The following is a 14,495-nucleotide window of genomic DNA, read 5'->3' on the forward strand; positions in this document are numbered from 1 at the left end:
GCCGCCCCCGCACCGCCGCTACTTCTTCCTGACGAAGCCCTCGTCCACCATCCAGTCCAGCGCCACCTGGTGGGGGTCCTCCCCGTCCACGTCCACCTCGGCGTTCAGGGTCCGTGCCACGTCGTTGTCCAGCCTCGCCGTGACCGGGTCGAGGACCTCCGCGATCGCCGGCCACTTCTTGAACGTGCCGGTGTTGACCATCGGCGCCGCGTTGTAGTTGGGGAAGAACTTCCTGTCGTCCTCCATCACCACCAGGTTCATGGACTTGATGCGGCCGTCGGTGGTGAAGACCTCGCCGTAGGTGCAGGCGCCCTTGGCCGTCTGGGTGTAGATGATCCCGGTGTCCATCTGCGTGATGTCGCCCGCGCCCACGTTCATGCCGTAGGCCTTCTCCATGCCCGGCAGCCCGTCCGCCCGGTTGGCGAACTCGCCCTCCACGCACAGCGTCACCGCCGCCGGGTCGGACTTCGCCAGCGCGGCCACCTCCGACAGCGACGTCGTCCCGTACTTCCTGAAGTTCGCCTGGTTCATGGCCAGGGCGTAGGTGTTGTTCAGCGAGGACGGCTCCAGCCAGGTCACCCCGTTTTCCACGTCGGCCTCGCGCACCGCCTCCCACTGCTCGCGCGGGTCGGGGATGGGTTTGCTGTTGCCCTGGTACGTGATCCACGCCGTGCCGGTGTACTCGTACGCGGCGTCCGCGTCCCCGTTCACGACCGCCGCCCGGGAGCCGACCGAGCCCTGGATGCCGGTGCGGTCGATGACGTCGGCGCCCGCCGCCTGGAAGGCGATGCCCATGATCGCGCCCAGGATCAGCTGCTCGGTGAACTCCTTGGAGGTGACGGTGAGTTTCGCGCCCGCGAGGGGCCTGCCCTTCCCGATCGAGCCCGGTCCCACGTCGTCGACCATGGGGGAGCCGCTGCTCAGCCCGCAGGAGGAGAGCCCCAGCAGCAGTGTTCCGGCGAGCAGCGGGCGCAGGCGGCGCCTCATGTGTCCGTCTCCAGCCCCCGTGGCCGCAGCAGCAGTTCGGCCAGCGAGGCCAGCCAGTCCACCAGCAGGGCCAGGGCGACGGTGAGGACCGAGCCCAGCACCAGCACCGGCATCCGCTGGCTGGTGATGCCGGTGGTGATCAGCACGCCCAGACCGCCGCCCCCGCCGAAGGTCGCGAGGGTGGCCGTGCCGACGTTCAGGACGAGCGCCGTACGCACCCCGGCGAGGATGAGGGGGACGGCCAGGGGCAGCTCCACCCGGTGCAGCACGCCCAGCGGGGACATGCCGATGCCGCGCGCCGCCTCCATCAGCGCCGGGTCGTTGGCCCGCAGACCCGCGATGGTGTTGGAGAGCACCGGCAGCACGGCGTAGGCGATGATGCCGATGAGGGCGGCCCTGCGGCCGATGCCCAGCCAGATCACCAGCAGCGCGAGCAGACCGATCGCGGGCGTGGCCTGGCCCATGTTGGCGAACGTCATCGCGGCCGGGGCGGCCCGGTGGAACCTGGGACGGGTCAGCAGGATGCCCAGCGGGATCGCGATGATCAGTACGAAGAACGTCGAGATCACGGTCAGCTCGATGTGCTGCCAGAGCGCCTTGGACACCTGCCCGTTGGACAGCGCGTTCCGGGACAGCGTGTCCAGATCGGCCTGGACGAACCACAGCCAGGTCGCGAGCAGCAGGGCGACCAGCACCGTGGGCAGGAACGTCAGATGCTGCCAGGTCACCCGGGGCGCACCCACGGCCGAGGCTCCGGACCCCGGGGGCCCCGCCTCCCGCGTGGCCCCGCCCCTGCCGTCGTCCCTGCCGTCGTCGTCCCGGCCGTCGTGGTGCTTCCGGTCCCGGTCCTCGTCCCGGAAGGCGAGCCCTCTGACCTCGTACTCGCCGTCGGGCCGCTGCCCCGGAGAGGTGCTCACGCGCCACCCTCCCCGCCCACGCCCTCCTGCTCGGCGTGCGTCCGGCCGCTCCGCAGGCCCTCCAGCTCGTGCTGGGCCTCCATCGCCTCCAGCCGGTCGGCCTCCAGCAGTTCGTGCACCGAGTTCATCAGCGTCTCCACGTCGACGACACCCTCGTACGTGCCGCGCCCTCCGGTGACCACCACCCGCCCCGAGCTGTCGGTGAGGACGGCCTCCAGCGCGTCCCGCACGGTGGCGTCCCGGGTCACCGTGTCGTGCACCAGGGTGCCCGCGCGGGCCAGCGAGCCCTTGGCCCGCATCAGGTCACCGCGCCGGAGCCACTTGTAGGGGCGGCCCCGCCGGTCGAGCAGCAGGATCTCGTTCGAGCCGCTGGAGCGGAGCATGTCGAAGATCTGCTGGAGCGGGTCGTCGACGGTCACCGTCGGATAGTCGGTGATCCCCACGTCCCGCACCCGGGTGAGGTTCAGCCGCTTCAGCGCCGCCCCGGCGCCGACGAAACCCGAGACGAAGTCGTCCGACGGGTTGGTGAGGATCGCCTCCGGGGTGTCGAACTGGGCGATGTGCGAGCGTTCGCGCAGCACCGCGATCCGGTCGCCCAGTTTGATCGCCTCGTCGAAGTCGTGGGTGACGAAGACGATCGTCTTGTGCAGGTCGTGCTGCAGCCGGATCAGCTCGTCCTGGAGGTGGTCCCGGGTGATCGGGTCCACCGCCCCGAACGGCTCGTCCATCAGCAGCACCGGCGGGTCCGCCGCCAGCGCCCGCGCCACCCCCACCCGCTGCTGCTGTCCGCCGGAGAGCCGGCGCGGATAGCGGTCGTGGAACTCGCCGGGGTCCAGGCCGACCAGGTCCAGCATCTCCTCCACCCGGGCCCGCACCCGAGCCGCCGGCCAGCGCAGCATCCTCGGCACCAGCGCGATGTTCTGCGCCACCGTCATGTGCGGGAACAGCCCGCTGGCCTGGATCGCGTACCCGATCGTGCGGCGCAGCCGCACCGGGTCCATGTCGGTGACGTCCTCGCCGCCGATGCGGATGCGGCCGCCGCTCGGCTCGATCAGCCGGTTGATCATCTTCAGCGTGGTCGACTTCCCGCAGCCGGACGGGCCGACGAAGATGACAGTCTCGCCCGCCTTGATCTCCATGCTGACGTTGTCGACCGCCGGCTGCGCACTGCCCGGATACCGTTTGGTGAGGTTCTCCAGTTCGATGGGCGCCCCGGTGGCCGACGGCGCGGCGGCGGTTCCGGACGCCCCGGTCGTCCCGGACGTCGGTGACTCAGACACGGATCCCCCTGGAAATGGTCAGCCGTCCGAGCAGGACGTACGCGGCGTCGAACAGCAGCGCGAGGATGATGATTCCGAGGGTGCCCGCGAGGACCTGGTTGAGCGCGTTCTTGCTGCCCAGCGAGGCGATCCCGCGGAAGATCAGGTTCCCGAGACCGGGACCGGAGGCGTAGGCGGCGATGGCGGCGATGCCCATCAGCATCTGCGTGGAGATCCGGATCCCGGTGAGGATCGGCGGCCAGGCCAGCGGCAGTTCGACCCGCGCCAGCCGGGCCGGCCGCGACATGCCGATGCCCGTGGCCGCGTCCACCAGCGACGGGTCGACCCCGCGCAGGCCGACGATCGCGTTCCGCACGATCGGCAGCAGCCCGTACAGCGTCAGCGCGATCACCGTCGGCGGCACCCCGAGCCCCACCAGCGGGATCAGCAGGCCGATCATGGCCAGCGACGGGATGGTCAGCAGGGTCGAGGTGGCGGTCGTGGCCAGGTTGCCCGCCCAGTCGCTGCGGTACGTCGCGACCCCGATCAGCACCCCGAGCACGGTCGCCGCCACCATGCACTGGAAGACGACGCTGGCGTGCTGGTACGCGTCGACGAGCAGCTGCTGGTGGCGGTTGACCAGGTACTCCCAGAAGTTCACGTCCGCTCACCCCAGCTCGGCCAGGCCCGTCCGGTCAGTCCGGTGCGCCCCGGCCGCCCCCCGGCGGCTCGCGGAGCGCCGCCTGTTCCACCAGGGGGATGATCCGCAGCGGAACGGGGTTCTCCATCACGATCGCCGTGGCGGCCCGGACGATCCCATCAAAACCGACGACCCGGTCGATCACCCGTTGGAGGTCGGCGTTGGAGCGGGCCACGAGACGGCACAGCATGTCCCCGCTGCCGGTGGTGGTGTGCAGCTCGAGGACCTCCGGCACACTCGCCAAGTGCTCCCGGACGTCGGGCCCTTGACCCTGCCGGATCTCCAGCGTCGCGAACGCCGTGACCGGGTAGCCGAGGGCCGCAGGGTCCACCTGGGGGCCGAATCCGCGGATGACTCCGTTCGACTGAAGCCGGTCCAGCCGCGCCTGCACCGTCCCCCGCGCCACCCCGAGCCGCCGGGACATCTCCAGCACCCCCGTCCGCGGCTCCCGCGCCAGCAGCACGATGATCCGGCCGTCCAGCTGATCGATCGCCACGGCTGCCTCCCGGTGCGTGGTGGTCATCCTGTACAGAAAGCCCGATGAATCGCGCGTTCGACTGGACATCCTGCCCAGCGGATATGCGAACTATTGCGCACCTTGCAGGGCTGCACCACCCTGCCCCTATGACGCAGACCACACACCACGCTCCCGACCCGACCGCCCGGCAGGCCGATCCCTTCCCGGTCAAGGGCATGGACGCGGTCGTCTTCGCCGTGGGCAACGCCAAGCAGGCGGCGCACTACTACTCCACCGCCTTCGGCATGCGGCTGGTCGCCTACTCCGGACCGGAGAACGGCAGCCGTGAGACCGCGAGCTACGTCCTGGAGAGCGGCTCCGCCCGGTTCGTCCTCACCTCGGTGATCAAACCGTCCACCGAGTGGGGCACCTTCCTCGCCGAGCACGTGGCCGCGCACGGCGACGGCGTCGTCGACCTGGCCATCGAGGTCCCCGACGCGCGTGCCGCGTACGCCTACGCCGTCGAGCACGGCGCCCGCCCGGTCACCGAGCCGCACGAACTGAAGGACGAGCACGGCACCGTCGTGCTCGCCGCGATCGCCACCTACGGAAAGACCCGGCACACCCTGGTCGAGCGCACCGGCTACGACGGGCCCTACCTGCCCGGCTACGTCACCGCCGACCCGATCGTCGAACCCCCCGCCCAGAGGTCCTTCCAGGCCATCGACCACTGCGTCGGCAACGTCGAGCTCGGCCGGATGAACGAGTGGGTCGCGTTCTACAACAAGGTCATGGGCTTCACGAACATGAAGGAGTTCGTGGGCGACGACATCGCCACCGAGTACAGCGCGCTGATGTCGAAGGTGGTCGCCGACGGCACGCTCAAGGTCAAGTTCCCGATCAACGAGCCCGCCGTCGCCAAGAAGAAGTCCCAGATCGACGAGTACCTGGAGTTCTACGGCGGCGCCGGCGTCCAGCACATCGCGCTCAACACCAACGACATCGTGCAGACGGTCCGGCAGATGCGTGCGGCCGGTGTGCGGTTCCTGGACACCCCGGACTCGTACTACGACACCCTCGGCGAGTGGGTCGGCGACACCCGGGTGCCCGTCGAGACCCTGCGCGAGCTGAAGATCCTCGCCGACCGGGACGAGGACGGCTATCTGCTGCAGATCTTCACCAAGCCGGTCCAGGACCGGCCGACCGTGTTCTTCGAGATCATCGAACGGCACGGCTCCATGGGCTTCGGCAAGGGCAACTTCAAGGCCCTGTTCGAGGCGATCGAGCGGGAGCAGGAACGCCGCGGCAACCTGTGACCGTCGGGTCGGCCGACGGGGCGCCGTACGCGGGACACCCGCATCCGACGCCCCACCGGCCGACCGTGCCTCAGCCCGCCTCGTTCTCTTCGGCTTCCTCGGCTCCCTCGGCTTGCCTGGCCTTCTCGGCTTCTTCAGCTTGCCTGGCCTCTTCGGCCTTCTCGGCTTCCTCGGCCTGCCTGGCCTCTTCGGCTTGCCTGGCCTCCTCGGCCTTCTTGGCCTTCTCGGCCTTCTTGGCCTCCTCGGCTTCCCTGGTCTCTTCGGCTTCCCTGGTCTCTTCGGCTTCCCTGGTCTCTTCGGCTTCCTTGACCTTTTTGGCTTGCCTGGCCTTCTCGGCTTCTTCAGCTTGCCTGGCCTCTTCGGCTTCCCTGGCTTCCTCGGCCTGCCTGGCCTCTTCGGCCTTTTCGGCTTGCCTGGCTTCCTCGGCCCGCCGGGCCCTTTCGGCCCAGGCGGGCGGTCCGTCTCCGACGGGTGGTTCGCCCAGCTGTTCCAGTGCCGCCTCGGCCTGTGGCACCCGGAGCGGGGAGAAGTACGGGTTGATCGTCATCGCCTCCCGCAGGTGCCGCCGCGCGGGCCCGTACCTCTCCAGCTCCCGCTCGATCATGCCCCGGTGGAACACGTACAGGGCGCTGCGCACCCCGCCGCCCTTCGTCTCCTCCGTCGCCCGCACCGCGAACTGCAGCGCCTCCTCGTGCTTCCCCGACCGGTGCAGTGCCCAGCCCAGCGCGTCGGCCACCTCCGTCGACGGCTGCCGCTGCCACTCCGCCCGCAGCAGCCGAACCGCGGCCCCGGGGTCCCCGTGGTCCGCCTCGAACCGCCCGAGGACCAGATCCTCGTCGACCCCGTGCGCGGCGGCCGCCCGCACCCGCTCGCGCAGCAGGCCGTACTGCACCCGGGCCGCCTGCCGCAGCCCCAGCGACGCGTACAGCTCGCCCAGCTCCAGCGCGTACTCCGGCCGCGGCTGCCGGGCCAGCGCCGCCCGGTAGGCGCCGATCGCCTCCGTGGTCCGCCCGAGCGCGGCCAGCGCCCTGCCCTGCCCCGCCTGCGCCGCCCGCTGGTCCGGGTCGATCCGCAGCGCCTCCCGGAAGTGCCGCAGCGCGTCCTCCCGGTCGCCGCGCTCCCAGGCCAGCTGCCCGGCCCGCTCCAGATACCCGGCCCGCTCGACGGGTTCCCCGGCCGCCGCGGCGGCGTCGGACAGCTGGGCCGCCGCGTCCTCCCACAGGCCCTTGTCCCGGTACAGGGCCGCCGACCGCGCCATCACGACCGGTCCCGACCACAGCGCCTTCAGCCTGTCCAGCATCTTGCCCGCGGCCTCGCCGTCGCCGAGCCCGGCACACGCCTCGATCAGCGGCGGATACGTCGTCCACCGTTTCGGCTCCAGCTCCAGCGCCCGTTCGCCCCACTCGCGTGCGGCGGGGTAGTCGCGGCGCGCGTTCGCCAGCACCGCCATCCCGCGCAGCGCCCCGGCGTTGTCCTTCGCCCGCACCTTCAGCGAGGTGCGCAGCGCCTTCTCGGCCCGCGGGTAGTGCGCGGGGTCCGCCAGCCGCCGTCCCTGCTCCACCCGGGCCGTCCCGAGCACCGCCCAGGCCTCCGCGTCCTGCGGATGCTTCTCCAGATGCCGCTGCCGCTCCGCGATCAGGCTCTCCAGAGCGGGCAGCGACGCCGGCACGCCACTGGCGACCGCCGCCAGGGCCGGTGCCCCCGGTGCCGGCTCCACAGGCCCGTCCGCCCCGTTCCCCCACGGCAGCAGCACCAGCACCCCGCCGATCACGGCGCACCCGGCGACCGAGCCGAGCAGCATCCGGCGGTTCACCCACCGACGGGTCCCGCCGGGCGCAGGGGTCGCGTCCTGCTCGCGGGTCTCTTGTGGCTTGTCGTCCATGGCGCACACTGTGCGTCACATCATCTGCCGATACGACGAACCACGCTCCGGCTCACGACGGCTTACCACCGGGTGCCGTACGCGGGGTTCACACCGATGGTCCCGGGTGTCACGCTGTGATCATGAGCCGTATCGAAGCGCGACGCGATGAAGACACGGTGCCGGCCGACACCCTCGTCGACCGCCTGCTCGGCGGTCTGCCCCCCGAAGCGGTGCTCACCGACCCCGACATCACGGCCTCCTACGCCAACGACATGGCGAGCTTCTGCCCGGCCGGCAGCCCGGCGGTGGTCGTCCTGCCCCGCACGGTCGAACAGGTCCAGCACGTCATGCGCACCGCCACCGCACTGCGTGTCCCGGTCGTCCCGCAGGGCGCCCGCACCGGTCTGTCCGGCGCCGCCAACGCGACCGACGGATGCATCGTGCTCTCCCTGACCAGGATGGACGCCATCCTGGAGATCAATCCCGTCGACCGTATCGCCGTCGTCGAACCCGGCGTCGTCAACGCCACCCTCTCCCGGGCCGTCGGAGAGCACGGCCTCTACTACCCGCCCGACCCCTCCAGCTGGGAGACGTGCACCATCGGCGGCAACATCGGCACCGCCTCCGGCGGGCTGTGCTGCGTGAAGTACGGGGTCACCGCCGAGTACGTACTCGGCCTCGACGTGGTCCTCGCCGACGGCCGCCTGATGTCCACCGGCCGCCGCACCGCCAAGGGCGTCGCCGGATACGACCTGACCCGCCTGTTCGTCGGTTCCGAGGGTTCCCTCGGCATCGTCGTGCGCGCGATCCTCGCCCTGCGGCCCAAACCGCCCGAGCAGCTCGTCCTGGCCGCCGAGTTCGCCTCCGGTGCCGCCGCCTGTGACGCGGTGTGCCGCATCATGGCCGGCGGGCACGTCCCCTCGCTCCTCGAACTCATGGACCGCACCACGGTCAAGGCCGTCAACGACATGGCCCACATGGGCCTGCCCGAGAGCACCGAGGCCCTGCTGCTCGCGGCGTTCGACACCACCGATCCCACCGCCGACCTCGCCGCCCTCGGCGCGCTCTGCGAGGCGGCCGGCGCCACCCAGGTCGTACCGGCCGAGGACGCCGCCGAGTCCGAACTGCTGCTCAAGGCCCGGCGGCTGTCCCTGCCCGCGCTGGAGGCGGTCAAGGGCACCACGATGATCGACGACGTGTGCGTGCCCCGCTCCCGGCTCGGCGAACTCATCGACGGCGTCGAGCGGATCTCCGAGAAGTACCGGCTCACCATCGGTGTCGTCGCCCACGCGGGGGACGGCAACACCCACCCGACGGTCTGCTTCGACGCCCAGGACCCCGAGGAGTCGCGCCGCGCCCGCGAGTCCTTCGACGAGATCATGGCCCTCGGCCTGGAACTCGGCGGCACCATAACCGGCGAGCACGGCGTCGGCGTCCTGAAGAAGGAGTGGCTGGCGCACGAGATCGGCCCGGTGGGCCTGGAGATGCAGCGGGCCGTCAAACGGACCTTCGACCCGCTGAACCTCCTGAATCCGGGCAAGCTCTTCTGAACGGCCGCTGCCCGCACCGTCTTTCCCTACCGCACCGGTGCGAGAGGTTTTTCGTCGCGGTACCAGATCGGCGCCCGAAAGGGGTGGGTCCGGCCGGACGGGCGGTGCTGCTTGCGCCCGTCTGATAGATGTGGTTCCCCCGACCCACCCCCGAGCAGATACGGGACGACGGACATGAGCGCCCCCACCCCGGCCCCCGGCGACGACACGCCGCGCGAAGGCTATTACCCGGACCCGTCCATTCCCGGGTACGTCCGGTACTGGAACGGTGCCGCCTGGGTGCCGGGCACGAGCCGTCCGGCGCCGGAGGGCGGCGGCGCGCCCCTCGCGCCGACGGCGTCCGCCGGTACGGCTTCCGGTACCGCCCCGGCGGTGCCCTCTATCGAGGAGACCGGTCCGCACTTCTTCGACGAGGACCCGACCGACGAACCGTCCCCGTTCCCCTCTTCGTCCCCTTCTTCGTCCCCTTCCCCGGCTCCCTCCCCGGCCGAATCCCAGCACGGCAGCCGACCCGAGCCCGCCTCCGCCTGGGGCGCCGACCGCTCCCGTCAGTCGGGCTTCGGCGGCGACCAGGACCGCCGGGTCTCCTGGGGCGCGGACCCGAGAGTGCCGCACGCCCCCGGCCCGGACGCCGGTGGTGCGCCCACGGACAACGAGTCCGTGTTCCGCCCGCCGACGGCGGAGTCGCCCGCCGCGCCTGCGGCCTCTTCGGAGCCCGCTCCGTCCTCCGGCGGTGCTCCGGCGGACGAGGGCACCATGACCTTCCGCGCCGTCGGCCCGCGCAAGGGTCCGTCCGGGGGGCCCGGTTTCGGGGCCGGCAAGGCCGCTGCCGCGCGCGCCGCCCGCGCCGCCTCCGCCCGTGCGGAGAACGGGAGTTCGGCCGCCGCCCCGACCGTCCCTCCGCAGGCCGTCGCTCCGACCCCTGCTCCCGCCCCTGCCCCCGCCGCCGCTCCGGCCCCGGCAGCCGGGCCGCTGTCGAGTGGCCCCGGTGGGGGACAGTCCTCCTGGGCGCAGCAGGTGCACCGGCGCACGGACGGGGACGAGCGGCCGCCCGAGCCGTGGAAGCCACCGGTCGAGGACGTGTTCCAGGCCGCCGCCAGGCGGCAGGCCTCGGCCCGGCCCGCGGGACTCGGCAAGCGGCTGGCCGCGCGGCTGCTGGACACGGTCCTGCTCGGCGGGGTCACCGCGGTGGCCGCCGTGCCGCTCGGCATCGCGGCGGCGGACCACATCAAAGCGAAGGTCGACGCGGCCAAACTGTCCGGCGAGACCGTCACGGTGTGGCTGCTCGACGGCACCACGTCGGTCCATCTCGGCATCGTCCTCGCCGTCCTCCTGGTCGGCGGTGTTCTCTACGAGGTGCTGCCCACCGTCAAATGGGGCCGCACCCTGGGCAAGAAGCTGCTGGGGCTCGAGGTGCGGGACATCGAGGGACACGAGGCGCCGGAGTGGGGCGCGGCCCTGCGCCGTTGGCTGGTCTACAGCATCCCCGGACTGCTCGTCATCGGTGTGGTGGGCGTCCTGTGGTGTCTGTTCGACAAGCCGTGGCGGCAGTGCTGGCACGACAAGGCCGCGCACACGTTCGTCGCGGGCTAGGGCTCTTCGGCCGGAACCCTTCTGACGGATCGTCCCGGCGCCGGTACTCCGGACGGCGGCTCGCCGGATGCGATGCCGGGGGGTTCGCGGTCGACTCGGGCCATGAGCACCGAACCGCCCCCCGGCTCCGGTCAGCAGCCGCCGGACGACGACCCGTTCAAGAAGCACCCCCCGCCCGGCAGCCAGCCCCCGCCGCCGCACCAGGGTGAGGGCGGCGGTGGTCCGTACGGTGGTGGTGAGGGCGGTCCGTACGGTGGCGGTGGCGGAAGCCCGTACGGCGGTGGCGGTGACCAGGGCGGTGGCAGCCCCTACGGGCCCGGCCCCACCGATCCCCTCGCAGGCATGCCGCCGCTCGCCGACAGCGGCAGGCGCACCCTCGCCCGCATCATCGACATGATCCTCGTGGGCATCGTCGTCTGGCTGCTCACCTGGCCCTTCGGGGTGAGCGAGTACAACGTGAACGGCGACCAGATCAACGCGGGGAAGTCCTTCGTCCAGTCCCTCGTCGTCGCGGTCCTCTACATCGCCTACGACACGTTCATGACGGCCCGCACGGGTCAGACCCTCGGCAAGAGGTGGCTGAAACTGAGGGTGGCCGACCTGTCCGACGGCGCGACCCCGTCCACGCAGACGTCACTGATCCGTGCCGCCGTGCTCTGGCTGCCGTTCGCGTTCTGCTGCGCCTGCGTCTGGACCGTGATCGCGGGCGGCTGGAGCTTCTTCGACCGGCCCTACAAGCAGGGCCTGCACGACAAGGCGGCCAAGACGGTGGTGGTGAGCACAGGATGACACCGGGCCGACTCGAAGCCGGCCCGGCACGGTGTCAGGAAACAGCCCGCTCCCGCACCGCCTCGCGGGTCGGCGCGGCTGCCGGTGACGGCACGGTCGCCCGTATCGGCTCCTGCGGCGCGAGCCGTGCCGCCGGGGCGGGACGGGTGCGCTCGGAGGGCGGCACCGTCATGGCCACCAGCAGTCCGAGGGCGAGTGCCGCGACGACGACGAGCGCGATACCCGCGCCCGAACTCGTCTGTGACAACAGCAGCATGGTGAAGGTCGAGAAGACCACGGTGCACGAACCGTAGGCGAGCTGAGCGACAGTCGGACGGGGCATGGCCATCGTGTCCTCGGGAGTCGGGGGCTGTCGGCCTGGCTTTCCACCGGCTCAACGGTGTGCCGCCAAGCGACTCTAACCGCGAGAGTGCCCGAGTGGAACGCACAGTAAGCGTGACCTGACCGACAGGGCCGGTGCACGGGGGGCGCACGGAGTCATGCCGTCCGCAAAGCCACGCCCGAGGTGTCCGCGAAGGGAACCGTGACTCCGCATAATGCATTTGACCTGTTCAAGTCAAGGTCTGTTTTTTCTGCTGAACCTTTAGTCAAATGTGGTCACTTGACTACACGCGTTGATCACGTGTGCGCGACCATCCATCACCCGGACCCTGCTTTCGCGCGCACGAACGCGGGAGGGGATCTCAAGTGACCAGTAGACCCTGGACGTTCAGAGCGGCCGCGACGGGCGTGGCGCTCGCGGCGATCACCGCCACCTGCTCTGCGTTCACCGTGGCCCAGGCCGACCCGGCCGACCGGGCCGACCGGCCCGCCACCGTGGACCGACAGGACCCGGCGGAGTACAACCACGTGGAGCACGACCTCGCGGGGCCGCTCTCCAAGACGCAGACGGCGCAGCGCGAAGAGGCCCTGAACCAGGTCATATCCGGCCAGGCGGCGGTCAAGAACCGAGACGGTTCGAAGGTCGTCGAGCTCAAGGGCAAAGACAAGAAGGGCACCGGCAAGTACGTCGAGCTCGGCCGTGAGAAGACCGACAAGATCTTCACGATCCTGGTCGAGTTCGGCAACGAGATCGACAGCCGCTACGGCGGCACCCGCGGCCCGCTGCACAACGAGATAGCCGAGCCGGACCGCGGCGTGGACAACTCCACCGCGTGGCAGGCGGACTACGACCAGAAGCACTTCGAGGACATGTACTTCGGCACCGGCAAGGGTGTCGAGTCGGTCAAGACGTACTTCGAGAAGCAGTCCTCAGGCCGCTACTCGGTCGAGGGCGCGGTCTCCGACTGGGTCAAGGTCCCCTACAACGAGGCCCGTTACGGCTCCAACGAGTGCGTCCCCGACAACTGCGCCTGGTACGTGGTGCAGGACGGCGTCAACGCCTGGGCCGACGACCAGAAGGCGGCCGGCCGGACCGGCGCCGAGATCAGGGCCGATCTCGCCGAGTACGACGAGTGGGACCGCTACGACTTCGACGGCGACGGCGACTTCAACGAGCCCGACGGCTACATCGACCACTTCCAGATCGTGCACGCCGGTGAGGACGAGTCCGCCGGCGGCGGCGCCCAGGGCGAGGACGCGATCTGGGCCCACCGCTGGTACGCCTTCGGCACCGACGCGGGCGCCACCGGACCCGAGCAGAACAAGCTCGGCGGCACCCAGATCGGCGACACCGGCATCTGGGTCGGCGACTACACCATCCAGCCGGAGAACGGCGGACTCGGCGTCTTCGCCCACGAGTACGGCCACGACCTCGGTCTGCCGGACCACTACGACACCGCGGGCGGCGAGAACTCCACCGGCTTCTGGACCCTGATGTCCTCCGGTTCCTGGCTCGGCACCGGCAAGAACGAGATCGGTGACCTGCCCGGCGACATGACCGCCTGGGACAAGCTCCAACTGGGCTGGCTGGACTACGACACGGCCGAGGCCGCGACGAAGTCGAAGCACAAGCTGGGCCCCGCCGAGTACAACACCCGTGACAAGCAGGCCCTCGTGGTCGAGCTGCCCGAGAAGGCGGTCACCACCGAGGTCGTCGTCCCGGCCGAGGGCGAGACCCAGTGGTGGAGCGGCAGCGGTGACGACCTGAGGAACACGCTGACCCGTTCCGTGGACCTCACCGGCAAGGCGTCGGCCGAGCTCACCCTCGACGGCTGGTACGAGATCGAGTCCGACTACGACTTCCTCTACGCCGAGGTCTCGACCGACGGCGGCGCCAACTGGACCGCCCTGGACGGCACGGTGGACGGCCGGCCGATCCCGCGCGACGGCAGCGACAAGCCGGCCCTGCACGGCACGGTCGACGGCTACAAGCCGCTGGCGTACCCGCTGGACGCCTACGCCGGTCAGCAGATCGACCTGCGCTTCCGCTACCAGACCGACGGCGGCCTGGCGATGAAGGGCTTCGCGGCCGACCGGATCTCGGTGACGGCGGACGGCGCCGCCCTGTTCACGGACAACGCGGAGACCGCGGACGCCGCCTGGACGGCGAAGGGCTTCTCCCGCATCGGCGCGTCCTTCACCAAGGACTACGCGCAGTACTACATCGCCGAGAACCGCCAGTACGTGTCGTACGACAAGACGTTGAAGGTCGGCCCGTACAACTTCGGCTTCGCGAACAGCCGTCCGGACTGGGTGGAGCACTTCCCGTACCAGAACGGCCTGTTGATCTGGAAGTGGGACACCTCCCAGGTCGACAACAACACCAGCCGCCACCCGGGCAGGGGCCTGATCCTGCCGGTCGACTCGCACCCGACCGCGCTGAAGTGGTCCGACGGCACGCTGATGCGCAACCGCATCCAGACGTACGACGCGCCGTTCAGCACGTTCCGCACGGACGGCGTCACGCTGCACAAGAACGGCGTCGCGACCAAGATCCCTTCCTCGAAGGGGGTGCCGGTCTTCAACGACCGGACGAACACCTACTACGACGAGGCGAACCCGACCGGCGGTGTCCAGATCACTGACACCAACACCAAGATCAAGATCGTCAAGGAGCCCGGAAACGGCTCGACGATCCACCTCGAGGTGGGCCGCGCGGCCAAGTAAACAGCGTTTTCGCAG

Annotated in this window: 11 protein-coding genes and 1 pseudogene; 5 read left to right on the forward strand and 7 right to left on the reverse strand. The window is 70.7% G+C overall.

Annotation, left to right across the window (positions count from 1 at the left end; genetic code table 11):
• Nucleotides 1–18 precede the first annotated feature (18 nt).
• From JL475_RS12230 to JL475_RS12250, 5 genes are all read right to left on the reverse strand, one after another.
• A complete protein-coding gene (locus JL475_RS12230; RefSeq protein WP_202277604.1) occupies nt 19–987 on the reverse strand; it encodes a glycine betaine ABC transporter substrate-binding protein in 969 nt (322 codons plus the stop codon).
• Nucleotides 984–1,904 carry an ABC transporter permease gene (locus tag JL475_RS12235; protein ID WP_202277605.1) on the reverse strand — a complete coding sequence of 307 codons (921 nt, stop codon included), beginning with the start codon at nt 1,902–1,904 and terminating at the stop codon, nt 984–986. The genes JL475_RS12230 and JL475_RS12235 overlap by 4 nt, the downstream gene beginning before the upstream one ends.
• A complete protein-coding gene (locus JL475_RS12240; RefSeq protein WP_307825034.1) occupies nt 1,901–3,109 on the reverse strand; it encodes a betaine/proline/choline family ABC transporter ATP-binding protein in 1,209 nt (402 codons plus the stop codon). The genes JL475_RS12235 and JL475_RS12240 overlap by 4 nt, the downstream gene beginning before the upstream one ends.
• 67 nt (nt 3,110–3,176) lie before the next feature.
• Nucleotides 3,177–3,824, reverse strand: coding sequence for an ABC transporter permease (locus JL475_RS12245; protein WP_202277607.1), 648 nt, complete (start codon nt 3,822–3,824; stop codon nt 3,177–3,179).
• A 34-nt stretch (nt 3,825–3,858) separates the two neighbouring features.
• The gene (locus tag JL475_RS12250; RefSeq protein ID WP_202277608.1) at nt 3,859–4,359 is read right to left on the reverse strand and encodes an Lrp/AsnC family transcriptional regulator; all 501 of its coding nucleotides are present in this window, start codon (nt 4,357–4,359) and stop codon (nt 3,859–3,861) included.
• 128 nt (nt 4,360–4,487) lie between these two features.
• On the opposite strand from JL475_RS12250, the gene hppD reads away from it, so the two are divergent.
• On the forward strand, nt 4,488–5,636 hold the full coding sequence (gene hppD / locus JL475_RS12255; protein ID WP_202277609.1) for a 4-hydroxyphenylpyruvate dioxygenase: 1,149 nt from the start codon (nt 4,488–4,490) through the stop codon (nt 5,634–5,636).
• Nucleotides 5,637–6,090: 454 nt separating this feature from the next.
• On the opposite strand, the pseudogene JL475_RS41180 reads toward hppD, so the two are convergent.
• Nucleotides 6,091–7,437: pseudogene (locus JL475_RS41180) on the reverse strand (tetratricopeptide repeat protein); the annotation flags it as partial.
• A gap of 203 nt (nt 7,438–7,640) precedes the next feature.
• Here JL475_RS41180 and JL475_RS12265 point away from each other — a divergent pair.
• The 3 genes from JL475_RS12265 (at nt 7,641) to JL475_RS12275 (ending at nt 11,432) form a co-directional block, all read left to right on the forward strand.
• Nucleotides 7,641–9,050 (forward strand): FAD-binding oxidoreductase, encoded by a 1,410-nt coding sequence (locus tag JL475_RS12265; protein WP_202277611.1) that lies wholly within the window; start codon nt 7,641–7,643, stop codon nt 9,048–9,050.
• Nucleotides 9,051–9,224: 174 nt separating this feature from the next.
• On the forward strand, nt 9,225–10,643 hold the full coding sequence (locus JL475_RS12270; protein WP_202277612.1) for an RDD family protein: 1,419 nt from the start codon (nt 9,225–9,227) through the stop codon (nt 10,641–10,643).
• Between the two features lie 102 nt (nt 10,644–10,745).
• On the forward strand, nt 10,746–11,432 hold the full coding sequence (locus tag JL475_RS12275) for an RDD family protein (RefSeq protein WP_202277613.1): 687 nt from the start codon (nt 10,746–10,748) through the stop codon (nt 11,430–11,432).
• Nucleotides 11,433–11,466: 34 nt separating this feature from the next.
• On the opposite strand, the gene JL475_RS12280 is transcribed toward JL475_RS12275, so the two are convergent.
• Nucleotides 11,467–11,754, reverse strand: coding sequence for a hypothetical protein (locus JL475_RS12280; protein ID WP_202277614.1), 288 nt, complete (start codon nt 11,752–11,754; stop codon nt 11,467–11,469).
• A 365-nt stretch (nt 11,755–12,119) separates the two neighbouring features.
• On the opposite strand from JL475_RS12280, the gene JL475_RS12285 reads away from it, so the two are divergent.
• Nucleotides 12,120–14,480 carry an immune inhibitor A domain-containing protein gene (locus JL475_RS12285; RefSeq protein ID WP_202277615.1) on the forward strand — a complete coding sequence of 787 codons (2,361 nt, stop codon included), beginning with the start codon at nt 12,120–12,122 and terminating at the stop codon, nt 14,478–14,480.
• Nucleotides 14,481–14,495 lie beyond the last annotated feature (15 nt).

This window comes from Streptomyces sp. M2CJ-2 (assembly GCF_016757295.1).
In the GTDB taxonomy this organism is placed as follows: Bacteria; Actinomycetota; Actinomycetes; order Streptomycetales; family Streptomycetaceae; genus Streptomyces.